The sequence below is a fragment of the Bacillus cereus group sp. N11 genome (genome assembly GCF_016483605.1).
Lineage (GTDB): Bacteria > Bacillota > Bacilli > Bacillales > Bacillaceae_G > Bacillus_A > Bacillus_A toyonensis.
Map to the genome: position 1 here is coordinate 84,155 of NZ_JAEHBN010000012.1, position 22,016 is coordinate 106,170.

Here is a 22,016-nt window from a genome sequence, read left to right on the forward strand (position 1 = left end):
AGAAAGTCTCTTTCAACATGAAAGAGACTTTCTTTTATTCCGATTATTGATTCTTAGTAGCTGAATTATCTGCTAACGTAGCTGATTTCGTCATTTTTTGACCATTGCGATAGAATGTAACTTCTACTTTCTCGCCAACTTTTTTCTTTTCATATAAATATTTACGGAATTGAAGAGCATTCTCTACCTTTTGATTATCTAATGCTACTACAAGATCATATTGCTCTAAACCTGCTTTTTCTGCCGGTGATATTGGATAGATTTTACCTAATACAACGCCATTTGTGACTTCTTTTGGCACTTTCAGCTGATTTACTGCATATGTTTGCACATCTTCTAATGAAACGACACCTACTCCAAGCGCTGGACGTTTCACTACTCCATCTTTTTCAAGCGATTCGATGACTGGTTTTGCAATATTAATCGGAATTGCAAATCCGATTCCTTCAACTTCTTGCTGCGCAATTTTACTCGAGTTAATACCGATTACTTCACCGTTTTGGTTAAATAATGCACCACCACTATTGCCAGGGTTAATCGCTGCATCTGTTTGAATAACTTGTGCTTGCCAATCTGGGCGTTTGTCCCCATCAATATCAACTGGAATTTCGCGTTCTTTACTACTGATTATACCTTCCGTTACACTGCCATCAAATCCAAGTGGGTTTCCGATTGCAATCGCTTTTTCACCAGCACGAAGTTTACTGGAGTCACCTAGACTTGCAACTTTATTTACATTAGATCCGTCAATTTCAACAACAGCTAAGTCTAACCAAGGATCCTTACCAACTAATTTTGCATCAACTTGCTTTCCATCACTTAGTTTCACAGCAAGTTTATTCGCTCCATCTACTACGTGGTTGTTCGTTACGATATATGCTTTATTTCCTGCTTTTTTATAAATAACACCTGATCCTGAACCAGCTTGTTGTTCTTGACCTGTCGGTTGCATTGCAAATGGATCGACACTTTGTTGCATATTAATAACACCTACAACAACATCTTTCGCACCTTCAACCATACCTGGCAAATCAGTTTCGTTTTTTGATTTATTGACAACAGGAACTACAGTACCTTCTACTTGTTTATTAGAATTGAATGATGAAACTGCCGCTCCATTATTTTGCACCCATGGCATATAAGGTGCTGCAAAACTAATCGAAACCGCCCCGACTACAGCTCCCACTAAACCTGTGAAGAAATAACCTTTTTTACTTCCTGATTTTTTCACTTCTCTCGTTTCACTATGCTCTTCATTCAAATTTGGTCCGTCGTAATATCCCATTTTTTATTTCCCCTCTCTGGTGAATTCGTATTTTCAGTATAGTCACGTTTTGTGTCCTTCTTGTGAACTCATCGTGAAATCCAATTAAAAAAATACTCCTATCTACCATTGTAGACAAGAAAATTATTTTTTGAACATTCTACCTTCAAAAAGAGGATATAAAATTGCTAAATTCCCGGGCTAAAGTGCACAATTCATTCCAGATTATTCTTCGAATTTATAACCAACTCGAATAACAGTACCGATATGCTTCGCTTTATCTCCTAGCTTATTTCGCAATTTTTTAATATGCGTATCAACCGTTCGGTCATCACCGTAGTAATCATATCCCCATAACTGATCTAATAAATGTTGACGTGACAACACAATTCCTTTGTTCTCCATTAAATAAACGAGAAGTTCAAATTCTTTATGCGTCAATATAATTTCTTCTCCATCTACTAAAACAGTTCTAGATAGACGATTCACTTCTATTCCAGCTAAAGACATAGCATTTTCTTCCGCTACTCCTACCGCACCATCCGCACGTTTCAATAACGTCTTCGCGCGAGCTACTAACACTTTCGGGCTAAATGGTTTCGTTACATACTCGTCTGCACCTAATTCGAAACCTAGCAATGTATCATCCTCATCCGAACGTGCTGTTAGCATAATAATTGGTACTGCTGATTCTTTTCTAATTCGTCTACAAACAGACCATCCATCTATTTCTGGTAACATAATATCTAACATAATTAAATCAATTTCATGCTCTGCAAATAACTCTAGCGCTTTTTTTCCATCTTCTGCTTCGATTACTTCAAAGCCTTCATTACGAAAATAATCACTAACAATTTCACGTAATCTTCTTTCGTCTTCAACAAGTAATACTGTTTTATTCATATAATCTATCCCGCCTTTTTACTCTTTCAATCGAATAATACATTGATTGGAGCTTCCGCGAAATGGAAGTGTTAAATCTCTTTTCTCGATTTCAAATCTTCCATCGACTAAAACATCCCCATAGTGTAACAACTCTATCATATCATTATTTTGAGAACTCTGTATCTCTTCTAACGTATAACCTGTATACATCCATAGATTTTTTTTCAAATCTTTCACGGCTTTTGCTACTTTTTTCACTTCAACAGCTTGAAAAAACGGATCTCCACCTGAAAATGTTACATCAGTTAATGGATTACTTGCAATCTCTTTCACAACTTCTTCTACCGTCATTTCAGTTCCATTGCAAATATTCCAAGATTTCGGGTTATGACACCCGAAACAACGATGCGGACAGCCCGCAAAAAACACGACTGTCCGCAACCCTTCTCCATCTACTACACTATCATGAATGATATTCATCACTTTCATTTATGCTTCACCCGATCCATCTCTTCGCTACGTTTCGCACTATTCCACTTCGACATATCTCCCACAAGATAGCCAGTTATACGGCGAATTCTTTCTATATTGGCCTCGTCTTCATTTCCGCAGCTTGGACATTCATTTCCAATAACTCCGTGATAGCTGCAGCATGTACAACGATCAACAGGATGATTAATTGAACCGTACCCAACGCCATGCTCTGCCATCGCTTGTACAATTTGTTTTAACGCCTTTTGATTATGCATCGCTGCTCCGTCTAATTCAATATACGTAATATGCCCCCCATTACATAGAGCATGAAAAGGTCCTTCTAAACGGATTTTATTTATCGCTTGAATGTTATAATAAACTGGAATATGGAATGAATTCGTATAGTAATTATTGTTCGTTATACCGCTAATCTCACCAAATTCCTCTCTATCTTTTTTCACAAACTTCCCTGATAAACCTTCTGCAGGAGTTGCAATTATTGAGAAATTCAGTTGATGTTCTTCCGTCGCCTTATCCATTCTCTCCCTCATAAAGGAAATAATTTCATATCCAAGTTTCCATGACTCTTCATCTTCCCCATGATGCTTTCCTGTTAAAGCTACTAAACATTCCGCAAGACCGATAAAACCAATACTTAACGTCCCTTGCTTTAAAATAGGTGCTACAGAATCTTCAGGCTGTAATGTTTCTCCGCCACGCCATACACCTTGTGAATATAAAAATCGAAAATCTCTCGCTCGCTTCGTACATTGATACGCGAATCTCTCTAATAATTGCTTAATTCCTAAATCCAAGTAATAATTTAGCGCTTCAAAAAACGCTTCTTTCGATCCACTAATTAGCCCTAATTTCACTAAATTAATAGAAGTAAACGACAAATTACCTCTTCCTATTGCCGTTTCTTCTCCATGTATATTAGACATAACACGAGTGCGACATCCCATGTAACATACTTCACTTTCAGGTCGTCCATCATAGTGCACTGCATTAAACGACGCATCTAAAAATGAAAAATTAGGGAATAATCGCTCTGCTGTCGTCTCTAGTGCTAATTCAAACAAATCATAGTTCGGGTCACATTCTTCAAAGTTTACACCTTTTTTCATTTTAAAAATTTGAATAGGGAAAATCGGTGTTTCTCCTTTTCCAAGTCCAGCTTGCGTTGCTTTTAACAGCTGTTTAATTAAAAGCCTTCCCTCTCTCGATGTGTCTGTTCCGTAATTAATAGAAATAAACGGTACTTGTCCCCCGCCCCTACTATGCATACTATTTGAATTATGAACGAAAGCTTCACACGCCTGATACGTATCGCTTTCTGTTTCTTTCCATGCGAATTCCTCAATTTGTTCTTTCGTAAGCGGATATGATTGTAGTCGCTTTTTATGTCTCAGTACGGTTTTTCTCACATAGGGAGCTAAATCAATATCAAAGAGTGCAAACGATTGACCACCGTGCTGCATATTTTGATTCGCTTGAAAAATAATAGACGAAAGTGCCAACGCACTTTTAATGTCTTGCGGTTGTCTCATATGTCCATGTCCAGTATGAAAACCGTTAGCAAGCATTTGTGCTAACGGAATTTGCGAACAAGTCGTCGTTCCTGTCGCATAAAAATCTAAATCATGTGGATATAATATATTTTCATTTATCGCTTTTTTCACTTGGTCTGACAATAAATTTTCAACTGCATAATATTTTGCACTCTCAGATGCGAACGTTCCCATTACTCCCATCGGAGAGCGCCCATCTACATTTGCATTCTCTTGCATTAAATCTTGTTCATTGCCGTGGACAATTGTCCCAAACACTTTCATTAATTCTTCTCCACGTGTATTTCGTTGTAACATTTATAACCCTCCATCAATATGTTGTTATCTTTTGATTAAAATGTTACAACATATAGTCTTGTTGTTTCTGTGAGAAATGTAACATTCCTGTGAATTTTTTTTCACGAAATAATGAATTTTTCATTTACAAAAAAGAAATGTGCTCTTTACAAATGTATGGTACAATAAACGGGAAAAACTCTTTTTACCCTTTATCAACACATTTGAATAAAGGAGACTGAACTTATGGTTACTACATATCTTTTATTTATCGTTGCCTACTTACTTGGCTCGATTCCATTTGCATTAGTCGTTGGAAAAATCGGCTATGGAATCGACATTCGTGAGCACGGAAGCGGTAATTTAGGCGGAACAAATACATTCCGCACATTAGGGAAAAAAGCAGGTTTTACCGTTACAATTGCTGACATTTTAAAAGGGACATTAGCAACAGGTCTACCGATAATTTTCGGATTAGATATTCACCCACTATGGTTCGGATTAGCAGCTGTTCTTGGACATGTATATCCGATTTTTGCAAAATTCCGTGGTGGTAAAGCAGTTGCAACTTCTGCCGGGGTGCTATTATGCTACTCACCAGTTGTTTTTGCAATATTAGCTGTTGTATTTTTCACCCTTTTATTTACAACAAGATACGTATCACTTTCTTCTATGGTAACAGCTGTCGTTGCTGTTATTGCATCCATTGTTAGCGGGGATAAAATCTTCATTATTGCGATGTGTTTATTAGCAGGTATGGTTATTTATAAACACCGTGCAAATATCGGACGAATTATAAATAAAACCGAACCGAAAGCAAACTTCTCAAAAAAGCAAAAATAAGGTTGTAACCCACATAACGCAAAAAGAAAACGTGAAGCATATTAATAGCGTCTTTTTGCGTTATTTTTTATACTAAAGAAAAAGCAACATAATTTGGAGGAACTATACATGAATCTTTCCGTAACAAAAGAAGCAGCACAATGGTATAAAAACGAATTAAACTTACAATCAGGTGAAACACTACGCCTTTTCGTACAATACGGCGGTTGCAGTACTGTGCAAAAAGGACTTTCTTTAGGTATTCGTAAAGATGACCCTGCACATCCTGCTGTTCAAACTCAAGAAGAAGGTATTAACTTCTTTATTGAAGGCGATGATGAGTGGTTCTTCGATGGACATAATTTATCTGTTACACTTAACGACGGTGATGATTTCCCTCAATTTAATTATGAGAAGTAAAAAAAGCGTGGCTTCTGCCACGCTTTTTTTATTTCTTTTTAATTTCCTCATATTTCGCATACCACTCAGGATATAATTTTTTAAATGATACAGGGCGGAACCCTTCTTTTTTCGCACAAATATTCGTCGTACTTGCAGTAATGCAAAGCTCACCATCACCGTTATATATTTCATAACCATATACAACACGAAGCGGGCTCACAGTATCAATCCACGTTTTCACAATTGCTTTTTCTCCGTAACGCATCGCTTTACGATATGAAATTTGCAAATCTAATACAGGAGAAATAATTCCCTCTTTCTCCATTTCAACATATGAAAATCCTAATTCTTGTATAAGTTTCGTGCGCCCAAGTTCCAGCCACACTAAATAGTTTGAATGGTAAACAACACCCATCTGGTCTGTTTCCGCATAGCGGATTTCAACTTCATATTCTGCTACAAACATTTCTATTCGCCTTCTTTCACTTCTGCTACCTTGCATACATTTAATCATAATACAGTGGAATCAAAAATAAAATAAAAACAGTGAATCTTTTACCGAAAGGGGCAAACACATGATCCAAATTGTAACTGTTCGTAGCGGTGATAGTGTTTATGGTTTAGCATCAAAGTACGGATCTACACCTGAAGAAATTGTAAAAGACAATGGACTAAATCCTGCTGAAACACTCGTTGTTGGTCAGGCACTTATCGTTAATACAAAAGGAAATAATTATTATGTACAGCCTGGTGACAGCTTATATCGAATTTCTCAAACGTATAACGTTCCTCTCGCTAGCTTAGCTAAAGTTAATAATCTTTCATTAAAATCTATTCTCCATGTCGGACAACAATTATATATACCAAAAGGTACAAAACGAGCAGTAGAATCCATCGCTTATTTACAACCTTCAACAATACCGATAAAAGAAAGTTTAGTAAATGCTACACGTGCTATTAATCCATTTTTAACATATTTAGCCTACTTCAGCTTTGAAGCAAAAAGAGACGGCACTTTAAAAGAACCAACGGAAACAGCGAAAATCGCTAATATTGCAACGCAAGGTAAAACCATCCCTATGCTCGTTATTACAAATATTGAAAATGGAAATTTCAGTGCCGATCTGACATCGGTTATTTTACGCGATGCAACAATCCAAAACAAGTTTATTACTAACATTTTGCAAACAGCTGAAAAATATGGCATGCGAGACATTCATTTCGATTTCGAGAGTGTGGCACCCGAAGACCGCGAGGCATACAATCGCTTTTTACGAAATGTGAAAACACGCTTACCTAGCGGGTACACATTAAGTACAACGCTTGTACCCAAAACAAGTTCCAATCAAAAAGGGAAATTTTTTGAGGCTCACGATTATAAAGCACAAGGACAAATTGTTGATTTCGTCGTCATTATGACATACGACTGGGGTTGGCAAGGCGGGCCACCGATGGCGATTTCTCCTATTGGTCCTGTGAAAGAAGTACTTCAATATGCGAAATCTCAAATGCCACCACAAAAAATTATGATGGGGCAAAATTTATACGGTTTCGATTGGAAACTTCCGTTCAAACAAGGAAATCCACCCGCAAAAGCAATCAGCTCTGTTGCAGCTGTTGCACTAGCTCGTAAATATAATGTTCCTATCCGCTATGATTTCACGGCTCAAGCTCCTCATTTCAATTACTTTGACGAAAACGGCGTACAACACGAAGTTTGGTTTGAAGATTCACGGTCCGTACAAAGTAAATTTAATTTAATGAAAGAACAGGGCATCGGTGGTATTAGTTATTGGAAGATTGGTTTACCATTCCCGCAAAATTGGCGTTTACTCGTTGAAAACTTTACGATTACAAAAAAGGGCTGACTTTTGTCAGCCCTTTTTTCATATTACTGTTACAAAACGTCTTTCATTCCCTCATAAAAAAGAAGAATGATAACATTCTCCTTTTAACCGTTATCAACAATCGGTTGTTTACCAGTTTGGTCTTGCATTTGTTTTCCTTTATTGCCACCAGCTTTTTTCGATTGCGTTCCAATATGATTCGGTGCAAAATCTTTTGAATTCTTTTTCGGATTACCCATTACTATCGCCTCCTTAACACTAGTATCGTACTAGTGTTAAGAATTATTCAGCTTGCTTAAAAAGTTTCATTTCATAACGTTTCTCAATACGCTCTTCAATGCGATCAATTGCATCACGATCGCTTAATAATTGTTGTTTATTTTCATTTACAAGTTCTTCAAACGATTTGCGGCGACTTCTTCTCATGCTGTTCACCCTCTCTCTTTCTCATTCTTACTACATAGTATGAGCAAACAAAAAACTCTTTAATCAGATTTGCAAGAAAATTTTATGTTTTAGTACTCCTAAAAAAAACGCTATGTACAATAATTTGTACATAGCGTTTTTTATACCATAACATTTAAATACTCTTTGAGCTTCTCATCTGCATTCGTTTCATTTTCTCTATACGTATCAAGTGCTTGTAATACAAAATCATACTGTTCTAAAATATAACTTTCTAATTTCAAGACATCCGCTAAGCTATTAAGCATAACTCTTGTATTACCAACTTCACTTTTTAGAGCAGGTTCACATATTAAGCTCGTACATATTTCTTTCACATCATCTTCTACTATTTCTGTTAATACGTATTTCTTTCGTCCTTTTACTTTTAATCTCATAACTGGATAAAAAGCTTTTATATCTAAATAACTTCCTACGTTCATACAACGCAGCCATTCTACATTGCGTTTATTGCGGACAAGTATTTCTTTCACCGCTTCGTATACCGCAGTTTCATCAAGCACAGCCTTATTTACTTTTCGTTTCCCTTTTTCTTCAATAGATGTACATTTTTGATAAACAGCTGCACACGTAATACAGTCGTCAAATGCATTATGAGAACTTAGACGAATTCCAAGCATTCGCTTTAACGTCTCAAGTTTATGATTAGGTGCGTGCTTCATATATTTTTTTGCTAAAAACACAGTGTCAATCACCTTATTTTTAGGTTCAGGAAACCCAAGCATATTTACATTACTTTTCAAAAAGCGCATGTCAAAAGAAGCATTATGAGCCACAATAACATTTTTATGTAAAAATGCTAAAAATAAAGGTAAAACTTCTTCAATCGTGGGTGCATCTGAAACACGATAATTTGTAATACCTGTTAAACTCGTAATTCGGCTCGGAATCTGACGCTCTGGATTCACGTATGAAACAAATTGATCTACCAGTTCATGATTACGATATTTCACAGCTGCAACTTGAATAATTTTATCATTATAAGGGTTAAATCCTGTTGTTTCAAAATCAATTACAACATAATCTAACGGTAAGGATACATTCCCCACTCCATACACTCCTTTATCTCTAAACGTTTATATTTCTTACATCATATCATGAAGTTATGACTACTTGAAAAAGAAAAGGCAGAAATGGGAACTCTCCACCTCTACCTTTTCACCGTTATTTTAATTTAGCAATTCGTTTTTCCATCTCTTTTTGCGTCATCGGTCCAATGAACTTATCCTGAATGACGCCTTTCGTATCTATAAAATACGAAGTTGGGATCGTAATTACTTTATAAGCTGTTGTCACATCAATGTTCTTGTCCAATAAAATAGGAAAAGTAATCCCTTTTTCCTTAGCAAAATTGCTTACTTTTTCTTCTCCCCCACCTTTTTCTGAAGGCGTATAATTTATTGCTAAAATTTCTACGTTTTCTTTATGTTCTTTATAGAAAGCCTCCATATCAGGCATTTCTTGCTGACAAGGCCCACACCACGTTGCCCAAAAATTTAAAATAACTTTCTTTCCTTTTAAATCCGATAGCTTTACATTCGTTCCATCTAACTTAGTTAATTCAAAGTTTGGTGCACTCTTTCCTACTTCAATACCATTACTTGCAATCATCTCTTTCATAGCAGCTTCACTTTTTTCTTGCTTCCCTTGTACCGCCTGATCTTTATTACCGAACTGTTCATAAGCTGCATATCCCGCTAAACAAAGTAACACTACAATAATCGTAAGCTTCCGCCACATTTTATATCACCCTAACGTGTTTATGTACTTTTAACAAATTCATCAAAATACTATATACCTTATTTTAGCTTATACGGACGAGCTTGGAAATATTCACAGTCAAAATAATCGGAATATTTGTAATATACATGAAATATTTACCTTTTTATCATATAATTAGAAATATATACAAAAAATGCGAGGTGATATATATTTTACAATTGCTTATCAACCCTTTCACTTTCATTTTTTTCACTTTACCATTACTATGTATTTGTTTTAGCAGCTTGCTATATAAATTTAAATGGGCTGCTATTATTATTTCTTTTACTGTCCCTATTATATTTTTCATTACCGTCTCTGAATTTGACATACACCTAGCTTTACAAAGCTTTGATGCTTGGATTGTTTTTAGTGCTGTTTATTCTGTACTTTCCTACATAACGGCAGCAGTAATAAGAAGAAAACGGCACATATAGAAATGTCAAAAAGGAGGATATTTTTATGAATTTACTTGAAAAAATACTATTATATATTCTTAGTTTTATATTTTCCCCAATTGGCATTATCACTTGGATTATCTCGCTCTTCAGTAAAGATCCTGAAAAAAAGCAAGTGGGACTTATTTGTCTCTATATCGCTCTTATCTCATTTATCCTATTAGCCGGCCTTGGTGTTCTTAGTTTCTTCACGACGACTACCACCACTACTATACAATAGTTATAGGAGGGATGATTATTTTGGGAGAACATCCTATAAGTAAAGAACTTCGTTATATACGAATATGTTTAGTTGTTTTGGTAATTGTTCTTGTATTTTTCAATGGTGAAAGAGTCGTTGAAATTTCTACAAATCATGATTCTATAGAAAATGTTTCGACCAGTAATATGACACAGATTGCTGAAAATACATTTGCCATTCAAGAATATAATTCATCTCTAAGTAGCGAACATACGGTCAAAATTTTCAAATATAATCCAGATACAAACCAACGGACTCTAATGAAAGAGTTTAGTACTAACGATACTGAGCCTTATACGTATCAACTTAATAAGAATGAATAAAGATAAGAGCATTATATCGCTCTTATCTTTTTATTAACATCTTTTTGAAAAATGACTTATATGTTAATAACTCTCTAGGATCCCCACATTCCACAACAATTCCATTATTCATGACAACAACCCAATCCGCTATCATCGCCCTCTCGACATCATGTGTTGCCACAATTCTCGTGACCTTTCTTCCTAATCCTTCTATCATATTCCAAACAGTTTCTTGATTTCTCGGATCTAATCCCGCGGTTGGTTCATCTAAAATAATAAGATTCGGATTTGAAACAATGGCACGTAATAATGCAAGACGTTTTCTTTCCCCTCCAGAAAATTCTACACCGCTTTTATGTAGTTCAGTTTCAATCCCTTCTGATAAATCTCTAATAATCGGTTTCACATTTACAAGTTCAATATTTTTTTCTAATTGATTTTCTAAATACTCTTCTCCGAAATGCACATTCTCTTTTACTGTCGTCCGAAAGAAACGAGGTTCTTGCCACACTGTAGTCATACGAGCCTCATTACCATAATAAACAATGCTACCGTTAGATGGTTTATACAAACCTGTCATTAATTTTAAAAGCGTCGTCTTTCCTGCGCCACTTTCTCCCACAATAATAACGAGTTCACCAGGGTGAATTTGCAAATCAATATTATGAATTCTGCATTTCTCTCCATCACTTTCCTGAAATGAAACATTTGTTATCGTCATCCCCATCGCTCTTTCTACCTTACTATCTGCCCCTCGTTTATCTAAAAAAGAAAAAACTCTATTTGCCGAAGCAGCTGCAACTTGTGTCATCATTAATAAATCGCCAACGTAACGAACTGGAAAAAAGAGCATTTCAATTGTAGCTAACACGGCAACAAGTGCACCAACCTCCATTTCCCCCTTCATTATTTTCTGCGCGCCTATAATGAGAACAACGATATATGCTCCTGTTTCAATCACTGTTCCAACTACTCCAATACAGTGTTGCATCATCGTCTTCTTTACTTCTGTTTTATAGGATTGTGCTGTTACTCCTTTAAATAAGCGAATGGCCCACTTTTCTTTTTGCAAACTACGTAAATCTTGTACGCCTTTTACAAACTGCGACACCATCTCTACAACACTTGATTGATTGTTTTGAGCGATGCTTGCGATATTCCTGACCTTTTTCCCCATCAACATCGGAACCATTGCACTAAAAAATAAAAACGGAGTTACCCACAATATAAACTTCATATCTATATGTTGTAGTGCTATGAACGCACCTATAAATTGCGCAATAGCGTGTATATATTCTATTAATATAGAACCATATAATCTGACCCAATTCGGAATATCAGACACAACTAGCGTCTCTAACTCTCCTTGCTTAATCTTCTCACTCTCTTCAAATGGTAATAAGAAAAAATGACGCAATACATCTATACGCTTCTTTCGCAATATTCGTTGACTCGCTTTTGAGCTTACATAATCAAATGAAAGATTGTTCACCCACATCAACAAGCGGCTCCCCGCAAACAATGCAATATATACATACGTAGCTTTTAACTCCCGCTGAATCAGGTTATCTACAATTAGCCCCATGAATAGTGGACGGGATAAGTTTAAAATAGCAGCAAAGCATCCACTACATACAGCTGCTATTACTAATAATTTTTCTTTCTGTAACGGTAACAATATTCTTTTATATTCTTTCATGACGTTTCCTCCATTTTTTATAGTAAAAAGAAAGGGATGAAACCAAATGGTTTCATCCCTTTCCATAAAATAAGGAAGCTAACAGTTGTTAGCTTCCTTCTCGTTCATTTCAATTATTTAGTTCGACACTTTAGATTCTTCAATTTTCTCACGAAGAACCATTTGTAAGATACCACCGTGACGGTAGTAGTCAATTTCAACTTCACTATCGAAACGAGCTACTACTTCAAATTGTTTTTCGTTGCCATCTACATCAGTTGCAACTACTTTTACAAGATCGCGTGGTCTAACTGTTTTGTCAATTTGAATTTCAAATGACTCGTTACCAACAAGACCTAACGTTTCAGCACTTTCGCCATCTTTAAATTGAAGTGGTAACACACCCATTAACACTAAGTTACTACGGTGAATACGCTCGAAGCTTTCTGCGATTACTGCTTTAATACCTAATAAGTTTGTACCTTTCGCAGCCCAGTCACGAGAACTTCCCATACCGTAATCTTTACCAGCAACAACTAGAAGGCCTGTGCCATCTTCTTTATATTTCATAGCAGCATCATAGATAGATGTTACTTCCCCAGTTGGCCAATATGTTGTATATCCGCCTTCTGTTCCTGGTGCGATTTGGTTTTTAATACGGATGTTCGCGAATGTACCACGCATCATAACTTCATGGTTACCACGACGAGAACCGTAAGAGTTAAAGTCAACTGGTTGTACGCCGTTTTCTAATAAGTAGCGTCCAGCTGGTGTGTGCTTACCAATTGAACCTGCTGGTGAAATATGGTCTGTCGTTACAGAATCTCCAAATTTACCAACAATGCGTAAACCTGATAATGTTTCAACTTCACCTGGTTCTTTAGATAATCCTTCAAAGAATGGTGGGTTTTGAATGTATGTTGAATCATTATCCCAAGTATATAAAGCTTCATTTGAAGTTTGGATTTCATTCCAACGCTCATTGCTGTTAAATACTTGTGCATATTCTTTCTTGAACAATTCAGATGTAACAACACTTTGAACTACATCTTCAATTTCTTTAGCTGATGGCCAAATATCATTGAAGTATACAGCATTGCCATTTGCATCTTTACCAATTTCATCATTTTTCAGGTCAATATCAACAGTACCTGCAAGTGCATATGCCACAACAAGTGGTGGTGATGCTAAATAGTTTGCTTTTACAAGCGGGTGAATACGACCTTCAAAGTTACGGTTACCAGATAAAACAGATGTTACTAATAAATCGTTTGCTGCGATTGCTTCTTCTAATTCCTCTGCTAGTGGACCAGAGTTACCGATACAAGTCGTACAGCCGTAACCAACTGTTTGGAAACCTAATTGATCTAAATATGTTGTTAAACCTGATTTATCTAAGTACTCAGTAACAACTTTAGATCCTGGTGCTAATGATGTTTTTACGTACTCAGGTACTACAAGCCCTTTTTCAATTGCTTTCTTCGCAACTAGACCTGCCCCAATTAATACGTATGGGTTTGATGTATTTGTACAGCTTGTAATTGCAGCGATTGCAATTGCACCTGTTTTCATCGTTACTTCTTTATCTTCTAATGTAACCTTCACTTCTTTATCGAACTCTTGCGCATTAAATCCAAGTCCTTGTGTTCCAACTGGTGCTACAACAGCTTTGTGGAACGCATCTTTCATATCTGAAAGTGGAATTAAATCTTGTGGGCGTTTCGGTCCAGAAAGGTTAGATTCAATTGTATTTAAATCAATTTCAACAAGATCAGTGTAAATTGGATCTTTGCTGCCTGCTGTATAGAATAAGCCGTTCGCTTTACAATATTCTTCAACAACGCGAATTTGTTCTTCATCTCTACCTGTTAAACGTAAGTATTCTAATGAAATATCGTCAATTGGGAAGAATCCACAAGTTGCACCGTATTCTGGTGCCATGTTTGAAATTGTTGCACGGTCAGCTAAAGGCATGCTCTTTAGTCCATCACCGAAGAACTCAACGAATTTACCAACTACACCTTTTTGACGTAATACTTGTGTTACTTTTAATGCAACGTCAGTTGCTGTAGTACCACTTGGAAGTGTACCAGTTAATTTCACACCGATTACTTCAGGTACTGGGAAGTATGAAGGCTGTCCAAGCATTCCTGCTTCTGCTTCAATACCACCAACGCCCCATCCAAGAACGCCGATACCGTTAATCATCGTTGTATGTGAGTCTGTTCCAACTAATGAATCTGGGTATGCAACTAAATCGCCTTCAGCATTTTTCACCGCGTGAACAACTGGTGCTAAATATTCAAGGTTTACTTGGTGTACGATACCTGTTGCTGGTGGAACTGCACGATAGTTATCAAATGATTTTTGTGCCCAGCTTAAAAATTTATAACGTTCTTCATTACGTTTAAACTCTAAGTCCATGTTGAATGCAAGCGCATCTGCCGTACCCGCTCTATCAACCTGTACAGAGTGATCAATTACAAGGTCTACAGTAATTTCTGGATTAATTTTATCAGGATCTCCGCCCATGTCTGCCATTGCTTTACGAAGCGAAGCCAAATCTACAACAGCTGGAACACCTGTGAAGTCTTGTAAAATTACACGAGATGGTTTAAATGGAACATCGATATCTTGAACATCTTTCGTTCCCCATTTCGCTAAATTTGTAACATGTTCTTCTGTAATTACGCGTCCGTCTACTTGACGCAGTACAGATTCAAGTAAAACTTTCACGGAATATGGTAATTGAGATACGTTGCCAACCCCTGCGTTTTCAAGCGCTTTCAATTGATAATAATGATACGTTTTTCCATCTACTTCGAAAGTTGCGCGTGATTGAAATGGATTATGTTTGACCATTATGTTTCCCCCCTGTTAAACGTGACTAAGTTGTCTGAATATAAAATGTAGACAAACTTTTCAATACCTTACGATAATATCTTATTACAACTTTCTAAATAAGTAAATAATAAGAAACTTATGGATTATCATAAGTTTTCTTTATATTTCTAAATTTGAATAGTGTTCATGCTCCTTATGAATACTATTACCATAAAGTAAAGTACTCTTTCAGCGCTTTACTTTACGTTCATATATGTTATGAACAGCTCATGTTTTATCTATAAAAAAACATTATAGAGGTGAGAAAAATGAGTAAACGAAAAGCAAATCATACTATTTCAGGAATGAATGTTGCATCCGCACAAGGACAAGGTGCTGGTTATAACGAAGAGTTTTCAAATGAGGCGTTAACTCCAGCAGAGCGACAAAATAATAAGAAACGTAAAAAGAATCAGTAACAAAAAAACCAAAAGGTATGTCTGCCTTTTGGTTTTTTTCTAATGTTTATAACGTAATAACTCCGAAACCGTTACAAATCGATATCCTTGCTTTTTAAGCTCAGGTAAAATTTTCGATAACGCTGCCACTGTTTGACTACGATCACTTCCTCCATCGTGCAACAGTACAATATCTCCACTTTTAGCATGTTTCACAACATGATTTACAATGGACTCAGTACCTGGATTCGCCCAATCACGAGGGTCTTGATGCCACGACCATAGAACAGTTTGATAACCAGCTTCTTTAGCTGTTTTAAATACAGCATCGTTAATATATCCGCCTGGAGGACGGAACAACAAAGGTTCTTTCACCCATTTTTTAAAGTATTTCTTTCCATCTAAAATATCATTTTCTAATTTTTCATCAGATGAATTACTCGCATACAAATGATTCATCGTATGATTTCCAATTTCATGCCCCTCTTTTAACACTTGCTTTACTAAATATGGATTACGCTGCACACGGAATCCAATCATAAAAAAAGTCGCTTCTGCTTTATATTGGCGTAATAAATTTAATATTTGTGGTGTATAAGTTGGATCAGGTCCATCGTCAAATGTAATTGCGATAATTTTTTCACTATTAGGTACTTCCCACGTTACATAGCCAGTTGGTTCTAGCTCTTTTCTAAGCAACATTTTCGCTTCCACTTTTTCCACTTGAAATATATGTACTGCACATAGTAAAGAAAAAACTAATAGAAAAACCTTCTGTTTTAACATAGCGTTCGTTAAAGTAATAAGGTTGTCGAATACGCAACAACCTCTTTTACTTTTCTAGTTGATCTACATTTCGCATAATATTTTGAAGACTATTTTCGTATTGCTCAAGTTGTGGACGTTGCGTTTCCGAAGCTACTTCTAGTGCATTTTGAATTTGTTCATACGCTTCCTGAACCTCTTGACGTAACTCTTTTAAATCATGACCGTAGTTCGGATCATTTTTCACGATATTGTTAAATGAATTTTCTGCTTGTGTAACCCCTTGCTGAGCTGCTTGAAAAGCTTGTTGCTTATCTTTATGATATGGCATTATACAATCCCCTTTCCATAATAGTTAGTCCCATTTATCTTTACCCTTTTTTCTAAAAACATTCTCGTATAAATTTACAAACTTCTCTCATTCTAAATAGAAAGAGGAGGTGTCACATACAATGGGAAAAAACAATCGTGAATCGAAAGAAAAAAAAGGACAACCTGAACCATTAAGCGGATCTCATAAAGTAAAAAATCGTAACCATTCACGCCAAAAAAACCATGCGCATCATGATATGTAATAAGAAAATATTCACATACTGTGTATATTCGACATAAAATGTTTATATTTTGCCATTTATTCTTCACCTCTATTTCATTCATGCATAACATGATATGAATTGATATTTTACGGAGGGTGTCTTACATGGGCAAGAAAAAGAAGGATTGTCTTTTTCATGTTGATGGTTTCGAAGAATGGATGGATCAATTTTGTTCTGATTCTTGTAGCAACTTTAGTTTTCCAAATGAAATTCATATCGATCTTTGTGAAACAGAGGAAGAATACATTTTGGAAACAGATGTACCAAATGTGACTGAACAAAATGTACGCATTAAAAAGATGGAGACAGGCCTAAATATATGCATACTTCATAAAAATACTTCTTTACAGCGAACAATCTCTTTACCTACTACTATCATTTATAAGAAGATGCTAGCCTGCTTAGAGAATGGATTTTTAGCCATTCATATTTCCAAAAATGAAGTTGCCAATAAGCATGAAAAGAAGGTTCTTTTTTCAAATTGAGAGTTAACGTAAATACAAAAATAAGCCCCAGCAAGTTGCTGGGGCTTATTTTATTTCACTTGTATTTCTATATTATAATTTCTATCGTACCTTTTTTTCAATAAATCTTTTGTAACTAAAAGTACAGGAAATGCTACAGTTGAAAATAGGGCTAGCGCTAAAAATACTACAAACCCATTTTGATACCCGTAATAATCGAGTAGTACTCCCCCAAACCAAGGACCAATTACTCCTCCAATTCCTGAAAAGCCCATCGCTCCGAAGTATGTTCCTTTCAGGTTGGAATCAGCGATCTCATCAATAAATACATCTGTCATTGAAAACATTAAAACTTCTCCAAATGTGAAAATAATGGTACAAATAGCTGCTCCTAACATAGATTCTACTAGTCCAAATCCAAATAATCCCCCACTCACAAATAACGTTCCAACCATAATTGATGCTAACGGTGTATACTTTTTACACATTTGAATGACAGGGTATTGAATAACCACTACTACAATTGCATTTAAAGCTAGCATATATGAGAACAACTTTACCCCATCCTGAAATATATGTGCATTAGCAAAATATTGAGATACTGTCGTCGTTAAATGTGAAAAACCACTATTACTCAAAATAATACCGACTAACGCAACTAAAAATACTACATCCTTTCGCAATATACGAATTGCATTTAGCATTGTAACAGGATTTTCTGTATTCATTTTCTTTTTACTAAGTGGATATTTCTTAAATTGCAGTGCTAATATAGCTGTATATAGAATGTAAACTCCAGCGGCTACTAAAAAAGGAATTGTTGATTTTGCACTTCCGAGCTGTAATCCAACAATTGGTCCAATCGCAACCCCAACATTTATTGCACCATATCGTAAGTTATAGACGAGTAACCGATACTCTGGCTTTGTTAAATCTGATAATAACGCTCTTGATGTCGGTTCAAAAAAAGAACGACATAATCCATTCAAAGCGTTTAATAAAAAGAAACTCAAAACATGATCTGCAACTGAAAATCCGATAAATACAAACACCCAAACAATCATGGACCATATTATAATCATCTTCCGACCAAATCGATCCGATAAATTGCCCCCAATAAAACTAGCAAACACTCCAACAAGCGCACTCGTTCCAATAATAGCACCCGTCATTCCAGCTGAAACGTCTTTAACAGTTGTTAAATAAATTGCTAAAAAAGGAATACTCATTGAAGTTGCAAACCTTGCAAATAATGTCCCTATTATAATTGTCATGCCAAGTGGATGAATATTTTGTAACTTCCCCTTCATCTTTAAACCTACTCTCCCTTTTCTTACATAAAAAAAGAAAGCAAAGGATCTGCTTTCTTTTTCCTTTTTATACTTGAGATGTTTGCACCCGAGCCGCTCTCGATATGTCCATATCAATGCCATATGTAAACTGTAATTCTTTACAAATATCTTTAATTAAAATTGCTACGTTATACTTTTCATTAAATTGTAAAACAATACTTTCTACTTCTTCATATGTATACTTATATTCGCCAGTAATTACACTTTTTAAATCAAAGCATTCATTCATACAAAGCTGCACAAGTAATTGATCATACTTCTCTATCACATCTTCTTTTTTCCACAGTAACTCTTTTACATATAACCGATCAAATTTCACGCTTTCTCGATTACACTCCGTTAAAATCCGGGCCATTTCATTTAATTCTCGGTATAATTCAGAAATATTTCTGTTTAAACTAAGCAGTTTATCTACGCCGTTTTCATATAGCATTTCATTCCACCCCCGCATTTTCTTTTCCTTATTATAGCAAGAAAATTCTAAAAATAGTTTCTTTCTTCTGAAATATTAGGAAACTTATTTCAATTGTTTTACAATGAAACTAGTGAATACGAAAGGGGAAAGAAAATTGGAGCAAAAATTATATTACATCGACGCTTATACGAAAGACTTTACTACGAAAATTATAAAGCAAGATTATGATAAAGAAGATAACTTATATGTTGTTTTAAATGAAACGGCATTTTACCCAACAGGCGGTGGACAACCATATGATACTGGCACACTAAATGGTACCTTAGTCACTAATGTTGAAGAAGTAAATGGAGAAATCCGCCACTTCATTGCAGAACAATTAGAAACAGCAGAAGTAGAAGGTAAAATTAATTGGGAGCGCCGTTTTGATCATATGCAGCAACATGCAGCTCAGCACATTTTATCTGCTGCTTTTTGGGATCATTTTAACATACCCACTATCGGATTCCACCTTGGAAAAGATACGGTGACAATTGATTTAGAAACAGAAAATCTTCCTGCAGAAACGATTGAAAAAGCAGTGCAAATTGCCAACAATATTGTTTTTGAAAACCACCCAATCCGTATTCAGTGGATGAACTTAGAGGAAGCGAAAACGTTACCTCTTCGTAAAGAACCGACTTTAACCGAAAATATACGCGTTGTTATTATCGAAAACTTTGATTATAACGGCTGTGGTGGAACTCATCCGAGACGTACAGGTGAAGTAGGTCTTATTCAAGTACTTAATTGGGAGCGCAATAAAGGTGGTATTCGATTAACGTTTATCGCTGGCTGGCGCACACTGAAATTAATGGGACAACAGCAACAAATTATGAAAGATGTTTCTAAACAATTAAATAGTAGCGAAACTGATATTCCAGCAAAAGTAGCACAACTTCTTATCTCTCAAAAAGAAAACGAAAAAGCGATACAGACAATGAATGAAAAATTATTATTTGCAGAGGCAAATGAACTATTACAACAGCCTGCAGAAATACATGCTGGATTCCTTATTTCTAAAGTATTTATAAATCGTTCTATGCAAGAAGTTGCCAAACTATCTGCTATCATTATAGAACAACAAGAGCATGCAATTACATATTTCGTCATTGAAAATGATGACAAACTACAATGCATCCTCGCTTGTGGAAAAACAGTAACGCTCGATATGAATGCTCTTTTAAAAGATGCACTTCCTGCAATTGAAGGAAAAGGTGGCGGAAATAAAAAGAGCGCTCGCGGTGGTGGGAAAGCGATTATGAGCGGTGATGAGTTTTTACATCAGCTTATTTCTTCTTTACAATCTGCAGTGTAAAACATTTCTTAAGGAGATGTCGTCTAGCGAAATTTCAAACTAGGGACATCTCCTTATTTTTTGCTTCATACATAGTAATACGATAAATGAAATTTCAGGAACGACATTTTGACTTTATCAATCATAACTTACCATATATCGACAATTCGACAAGAAATATCGATTTACCGAAAAAAGCAATATTCAAAGTAGTTTATATTTACAAGCCAATATTTTGTTTTAAACCTTGGTAACTTCCTGCATTCAGAAATTTTTCAGATGCAAGTTTAGTAAATTTCTCAGAGAAACCATAACTACTTAATTCTTCTATTCGCACCATTTGTACATCCTGAATTGGATTATGATCAAACTCGTTAGAAGGTAAAGTGATTTCACCTTCAATCCTTTCAAGCAGAAATGTAATATGTAATAAAGACGGGAGAGCATCTGGTTTATCACAAACATACAATAAATTCTTAACCTTAACATCTAATCCCGTTTCTTCTTTCATTTCTCGAATCATCGCTTCTTCTAACGTTTCACCATTCTCTACCCTTCCCCCAGGTAAAGACCAATCCCGATTAGCAACTTTTTGCTTTACTAGCAATACCTTTTCGCTTTCAATTAAAATTCCAGTAACACGAACTTGCATTACATTTTCCATATGTAATCTCCTCTTCCTATTACATTTACAAATTAATCCTTCCACAAAAAGAACGTACGTTTTATAATTAAAGAAAATTATGGAAGAAAGAAGTTGTTACATTCATGCGTCCACCTTTAACAAAGTCTATATCTCTTGAAGATTTCCAAAACTATTATTGGTTGAAAGCTGAACTACAAATATTTTGTCGTGAGTATGATTTACCAGCTAGTGGCTCTAAGATCGAAATAAGCGGTTGTATCTCACATTATTTAACTACAGGTAAAGTATTAAAAAACAGTTCTCATCAAAAGGTGAGTAAAGCTTCCCTATCCAATAAAGATCTTTCCCTGCAAACGATTATCACTGAAAATCATCGATGTAGCGAAGATGTACGTGCTTTTTTCAAAGAAAAAATTGGAGAAAACTTCCGCTTTACAGTAGCTCTTCAAAAGTTTTTTAAAGAAAATATCGGAAAAACATATGAAGACGCTATAACGTTTTGGTATGAGGAAAACGAACGTAAAAAAGACCCTACGTATAAAACAACTATTGGTACACAGTTTGAATACAATCGTTTTACTCGCGATTTTTTTGAAGATCCAAATAACAAAGGAAAATCAAAAGCTGACGTTATCGCTGCTTGGAACGAAATAAAAGTAAAACCTGGTAGCAATGCCTATATTCCTCAAAAAGTAGAAAACTAGTTATCTTG

26 protein-coding genes are annotated in these 22,016 nt (G+C 35.6%); 10 read left to right on the plus strand and 16 right to left on the minus strand.

The window, feature by feature from the left end; translation table 11 throughout:
• Window positions 1-43: 43 nt before the first annotated feature.
• The 4 genes from JDS98_RS19620 to JDS98_RS19635 form a co-directional block, all read right to left on the minus strand.
• The gene (locus tag JDS98_RS19620; RefSeq protein ID WP_000542629.1) at window positions 44-1,285 is read right to left on the minus strand and encodes a S1C family serine protease; all 1,242 of its coding nucleotides are present in this window, start codon (window positions 1,283-1,285) and stop codon (window positions 44-46) included.
• A 204-nt stretch (window positions 1,286-1,489) separates the two neighbouring features.
• Window positions 1,490-2,167, minus strand: coding sequence for a response regulator transcription factor (locus JDS98_RS19625; protein WP_001044679.1), 678 nt, complete (start codon window positions 2,165-2,167; stop codon window positions 1,490-1,492).
• A gap of 18 nt (window positions 2,168-2,185) precedes the next feature.
• The gene (gene nrdG / locus JDS98_RS19630) at window positions 2,186-2,638 is read right to left on the minus strand and encodes an anaerobic ribonucleoside-triphosphate reductase activating protein (protein WP_097854488.1); all 453 of its coding nucleotides are present in this window, start codon (window positions 2,636-2,638) and stop codon (window positions 2,186-2,188) included.
• Entirely contained in the window at window positions 2,635-4,491 is a 1,857-nt protein-coding gene (locus tag JDS98_RS19635) for an anaerobic ribonucleoside triphosphate reductase (protein ID WP_199634225.1), read from the minus strand. Before JDS98_RS19635 ends, nrdG begins: the two co-directional genes overlap by 4 nt.
• A gap of 225 nt (window positions 4,492-4,716) precedes the next feature.
• On the opposite strand from JDS98_RS19635, the gene plsY reads away from it, so the two are divergent.
• On the plus strand, window positions 4,717-5,313 hold the full coding sequence (gene plsY, locus JDS98_RS19640; RefSeq protein ID WP_000258971.1) for a glycerol-3-phosphate 1-O-acyltransferase PlsY: 597 nt from the start codon (window positions 4,717-4,719) through the stop codon (window positions 5,311-5,313).
• A gap of 108 nt (window positions 5,314-5,421) precedes the next feature.
• Window positions 5,422-5,712, plus strand: a complete 291-nt coding sequence (locus JDS98_RS19645; protein WP_001054451.1) for a HesB/YadR/YfhF family protein — start codon at window positions 5,422-5,424, stop codon at window positions 5,710-5,712.
• Between the two features lie 28 nt (window positions 5,713-5,740).
• On the opposite strand, the gene JDS98_RS19650 is transcribed toward JDS98_RS19645, so the two are convergent.
• The gene (locus JDS98_RS19650; RefSeq protein ID WP_000495823.1) at window positions 5,741-6,160 is read right to left on the minus strand and encodes an acyl-CoA thioesterase; all 420 of its coding nucleotides are present in this window, start codon (window positions 6,158-6,160) and stop codon (window positions 5,741-5,743) included.
• Between the two features lie 109 nt (window positions 6,161-6,269).
• Here JDS98_RS19650 and JDS98_RS19655 point away from each other — a divergent pair, with 109 nt between their 5' ends.
• The gene (locus tag JDS98_RS19655) at window positions 6,270-7,562 is read left to right on the plus strand and encodes a glycoside hydrolase family 18 protein (RefSeq protein ID WP_000614830.1); all 1,293 of its coding nucleotides are present in this window, start codon (window positions 6,270-6,272) and stop codon (window positions 7,560-7,562) included.
• Window positions 7,563-7,645: 83 nt separating this feature from the next.
• On the opposite strand, the gene sspN is transcribed toward JDS98_RS19655, so the two are convergent.
• From sspN to JDS98_RS19675, 4 genes are all read right to left on the minus strand, one after another.
• The gene (gene sspN / locus JDS98_RS19660; RefSeq protein ID WP_000527987.1) at window positions 7,646-7,780 is read right to left on the minus strand and encodes an acid-soluble spore protein SspN; all 135 of its coding nucleotides are present in this window, start codon (window positions 7,778-7,780) and stop codon (window positions 7,646-7,648) included.
• 43 nt (window positions 7,781-7,823) lie between these two features.
• The gene (locus JDS98_RS19665; protein WP_001254699.1) at window positions 7,824-7,967 is read right to left on the minus strand and encodes an FbpB family small basic protein; all 144 of its coding nucleotides are present in this window, start codon (window positions 7,965-7,967) and stop codon (window positions 7,824-7,826) included.
• A gap of 140 nt (window positions 7,968-8,107) precedes the next feature.
• Complete coding sequence (locus JDS98_RS19670; RefSeq protein WP_098711103.1) at window positions 8,108-9,055, minus strand: 3'-5' exonuclease; 948 nt, start codon at window positions 9,053-9,055, stop codon at window positions 8,108-8,110.
• 115 nt (window positions 9,056-9,170) lie between these two features.
• On the minus strand, window positions 9,171-9,746 hold the full coding sequence (locus JDS98_RS19675; protein ID WP_000269081.1) for a redoxin domain-containing protein: 576 nt from the start codon (window positions 9,744-9,746) through the stop codon (window positions 9,171-9,173).
• A 483-nt stretch (window positions 9,747-10,229) separates the two neighbouring features.
• Between JDS98_RS19675 and JDS98_RS19680 the strand changes: the two genes are divergently transcribed.
• Window positions 10,230-10,445, plus strand: a complete 216-nt coding sequence (locus JDS98_RS19680; RefSeq protein ID WP_097958413.1) for a hypothetical protein — start codon at window positions 10,230-10,232, stop codon at window positions 10,443-10,445.
• An 11-nt stretch (window positions 10,446-10,456) separates the two neighbouring features.
• The gene (locus tag JDS98_RS19685; protein WP_199634226.1) at window positions 10,457-10,789 is read left to right on the plus strand and encodes a YmzC family protein; all 333 of its coding nucleotides are present in this window, start codon (window positions 10,457-10,459) and stop codon (window positions 10,787-10,789) included.
• A 22-nt stretch (window positions 10,790-10,811) separates the two neighbouring features.
• Here JDS98_RS19685 and JDS98_RS19690 read toward each other — a convergent pair whose 3' ends face one another.
• Window positions 10,812-12,470, minus strand: coding sequence for an ABC transporter ATP-binding protein (locus JDS98_RS19690; protein ID WP_199634227.1), 1,659 nt, complete (start codon window positions 12,468-12,470; stop codon window positions 10,812-10,814).
• Window positions 12,471-12,587: 117 nt separating this feature from the next.
• A complete protein-coding gene (acnA, locus tag JDS98_RS19695) occupies window positions 12,588-15,311 on the minus strand; it encodes an aconitate hydratase AcnA (protein ID WP_087968847.1) in 2,724 nt (907 codons plus the stop codon).
• Between the two features lie 290 nt (window positions 15,312-15,601).
• Between acnA and sspO the strand changes: the two genes are divergently transcribed.
• Complete coding sequence (gene sspO / locus JDS98_RS19700) at window positions 15,602-15,751, plus strand: small acid-soluble spore protein O (RefSeq protein ID WP_000044267.1); 150 nt, start codon at window positions 15,602-15,604, stop codon at window positions 15,749-15,751.
• 39 nt (window positions 15,752-15,790) lie between these two features.
• Here the strand turns inward: sspO and pdaB are convergent, their stop codons facing one another.
• Complete coding sequence (pdaB, locus tag JDS98_RS19705) at window positions 15,791-16,516, minus strand: polysaccharide deacetylase family sporulation protein PdaB (protein WP_002039311.1); 726 nt, start codon at window positions 16,514-16,516, stop codon at window positions 15,791-15,793.
• A gap of 46 nt (window positions 16,517-16,562) precedes the next feature.
• Window positions 16,563-16,826, minus strand: a complete 264-nt coding sequence (locus tag JDS98_RS19710; protein WP_199634228.1) for a hypothetical protein — start codon at window positions 16,824-16,826, stop codon at window positions 16,563-16,565.
• Between the two features lie 121 nt (window positions 16,827-16,947).
• Between JDS98_RS19710 and JDS98_RS19715 the strand changes: the two genes are divergently transcribed.
• Together JDS98_RS19715 and JDS98_RS19720 are read left to right on the plus strand one after the other, a co-directional pair.
• Window positions 16,948-17,070, plus strand: a complete 123-nt coding sequence (locus tag JDS98_RS19715; RefSeq protein ID WP_000517651.1) for a small acid-soluble spore protein P — start codon at window positions 16,948-16,950, stop codon at window positions 17,068-17,070.
• A 125-nt stretch (window positions 17,071-17,195) separates the two neighbouring features.
• Entirely contained in the window at window positions 17,196-17,576 is a 381-nt protein-coding gene (locus JDS98_RS19720; RefSeq protein ID WP_140158427.1) for an Hsp20/alpha crystallin family protein, read from the plus strand.
• Window positions 17,577-17,626: 50 nt separating this feature from the next.
• Here JDS98_RS19720 and JDS98_RS19725 read toward each other — a convergent pair whose 3' ends face one another.
• Window positions 17,627-18,865 carry an MDR family MFS transporter gene (locus JDS98_RS19725; RefSeq protein ID WP_098711105.1) on the minus strand — a complete coding sequence of 413 codons (1,239 nt, stop codon included), beginning with the start codon at window positions 18,863-18,865 and terminating at the stop codon, window positions 17,627-17,629.
• Between the two features lie 67 nt (window positions 18,866-18,932).
• Window positions 18,933-19,340 (minus strand): hypothetical protein, encoded by a 408-nt coding sequence (locus tag JDS98_RS19730; protein ID WP_097958420.1) that lies wholly within the window; start codon window positions 19,338-19,340, stop codon window positions 18,933-18,935.
• Between the two features lie 136 nt (window positions 19,341-19,476).
• Between JDS98_RS19730 and JDS98_RS19735 the strand changes: the two genes are divergently transcribed.
• On the plus strand, window positions 19,477-20,679 hold the full coding sequence (locus JDS98_RS19735; RefSeq protein WP_180235684.1) for an alanyl-tRNA editing protein: 1,203 nt from the start codon (window positions 19,477-19,479) through the stop codon (window positions 20,677-20,679).
• A gap of 199 nt (window positions 20,680-20,878) precedes the next feature.
• On the opposite strand, the gene JDS98_RS19740 is transcribed toward JDS98_RS19735, so the two are convergent.
• Entirely contained in the window at window positions 20,879-21,322 is a 444-nt protein-coding gene (locus JDS98_RS19740) for an NUDIX hydrolase (protein WP_000432589.1), read from the minus strand.
• A 104-nt stretch (window positions 21,323-21,426) separates the two neighbouring features.
• Between JDS98_RS19740 and JDS98_RS19745 the strand changes: the two genes are divergently transcribed.
• Entirely contained in the window at window positions 21,427-22,008 is a 582-nt protein-coding gene (locus JDS98_RS19745) for a DUF6434 domain-containing protein (RefSeq protein ID WP_199634229.1), read from the plus strand.
• Window positions 22,009-22,016 lie beyond the last annotated feature (8 nt).

Excerpts from the sequence above, each read along its gene's own strand:
- nrdG (WP_097854488.1), bottom strand. The coding sequence starts at position 2,638 with ATGAAAGTGATGAATATCATTCATGATAGTGTAGTAGATGGAGAAGGG.
- JDS98_RS19655 (WP_000614830.1), top strand. The coding sequence starts at position 6,270 with ATGATCCAAATTGTAACTGTTCGTAGCGGTGATAGTGTTTATGGTTTA.
- JDS98_RS19730 (WP_097958420.1), bottom strand. The coding sequence starts at position 19,340 with ATGCTATATGAAAACGGCGTAGATAAACTGCTTAGTTTAAACAGAAAT.
- JDS98_RS19715 (WP_000517651.1), top strand. The coding sequence starts at position 16,948 with ATGGGAAAAAACAATCGTGAATCGAAAGAAAAAAAAGGACAACCTGAA.
- sspO (WP_000044267.1), top strand. The coding sequence starts at position 15,602 with ATGAGTAAACGAAAAGCAAATCATACTATTTCAGGAATGAATGTTGCA.
- JDS98_RS19745 (WP_199634229.1), top strand. The coding sequence starts at position 21,427 with ATGCGTCCACCTTTAACAAAGTCTATATCTCTTGAAGATTTCCAAAAC.
- JDS98_RS19710 (WP_199634228.1), bottom strand. The coding sequence starts at position 16,826 with ATGCCATATCATAAAGATAAGCAACAAGCTTTTCAAGCAGCTCAGCAA.
- JDS98_RS19675 (WP_000269081.1), bottom strand. The coding sequence starts at position 9,746 with ATGTGGCGGAAGCTTACGATTATTGTAGTGTTACTTTGTTTAGCGGGA.
- plsY (WP_000258971.1), top strand. The coding sequence starts at position 4,717 with ATGGTTACTACATATCTTTTATTTATCGTTGCCTACTTACTTGGCTCG.
- JDS98_RS19740 (WP_000432589.1), bottom strand. The coding sequence starts at position 21,322 with ATGGAAAATGTAATGCAAGTTCGTGTTACTGGAATTTTAATTGAAAGC.
- JDS98_RS19645 (WP_001054451.1), top strand. The coding sequence starts at position 5,422 with ATGAATCTTTCCGTAACAAAAGAAGCAGCACAATGGTATAAAAACGAA.
- JDS98_RS19680 (WP_097958413.1), top strand. The coding sequence starts at position 10,230 with ATGAATTTACTTGAAAAAATACTATTATATATTCTTAGTTTTATATTT.
- JDS98_RS19625 (WP_001044679.1), bottom strand. The coding sequence starts at position 2,167 with ATGAATAAAACAGTATTACTTGTTGAAGACGAAAGAAGATTACGTGAA.
- JDS98_RS19685 (WP_199634226.1), top strand. The coding sequence starts at position 10,457 with ATGATTATTTTGGGAGAACATCCTATAAGTAAAGAACTTCGTTATATA.
- JDS98_RS19650 (WP_000495823.1), bottom strand. The coding sequence starts at position 6,160 with ATGTTTGTAGCAGAATATGAAGTTGAAATCCGCTATGCGGAAACAGAC.
- JDS98_RS19665 (WP_001254699.1), bottom strand. The coding sequence starts at position 7,967 with ATGAGAAGAAGTCGCCGCAAATCGTTTGAAGAACTTGTAAATGAAAAT.
- JDS98_RS19620 (WP_000542629.1), bottom strand. The coding sequence starts at position 1,285 with ATGGGATATTACGACGGACCAAATTTGAATGAAGAGCATAGTGAAACG.
- acnA (WP_087968847.1), bottom strand. The coding sequence starts at position 15,311 with ATGGTCAAACATAATCCATTTCAATCACGCGCAACTTTCGAAGTAGAT.
- JDS98_RS19725 (WP_098711105.1), bottom strand. The coding sequence starts at position 18,865 with ATGAAGGGGAAGTTACAAAATATTCATCCACTTGGCATGACAATTATA.
- JDS98_RS19720 (WP_140158427.1), top strand. The coding sequence starts at position 17,196 with ATGGGCAAGAAAAAGAAGGATTGTCTTTTTCATGTTGATGGTTTCGAA.
- sspN (WP_000527987.1), bottom strand. The coding sequence starts at position 7,780 with ATGGGTAATCCGAAAAAGAATTCAAAAGATTTTGCACCGAATCATATT.
- JDS98_RS19635 (WP_199634225.1), bottom strand. The coding sequence starts at position 4,491 with ATGTTACAACGAAATACACGTGGAGAAGAATTAATGAAAGTGTTTGGG.
- pdaB (WP_002039311.1), bottom strand. The coding sequence starts at position 16,516 with ATGTTAAAACAGAAGGTTTTTCTATTAGTTTTTTCTTTACTATGTGCA.
- JDS98_RS19690 (WP_199634227.1), bottom strand. The coding sequence starts at position 12,470 with ATGAAAGAATATAAAAGAATATTGTTACCGTTACAGAAAGAAAAATTA.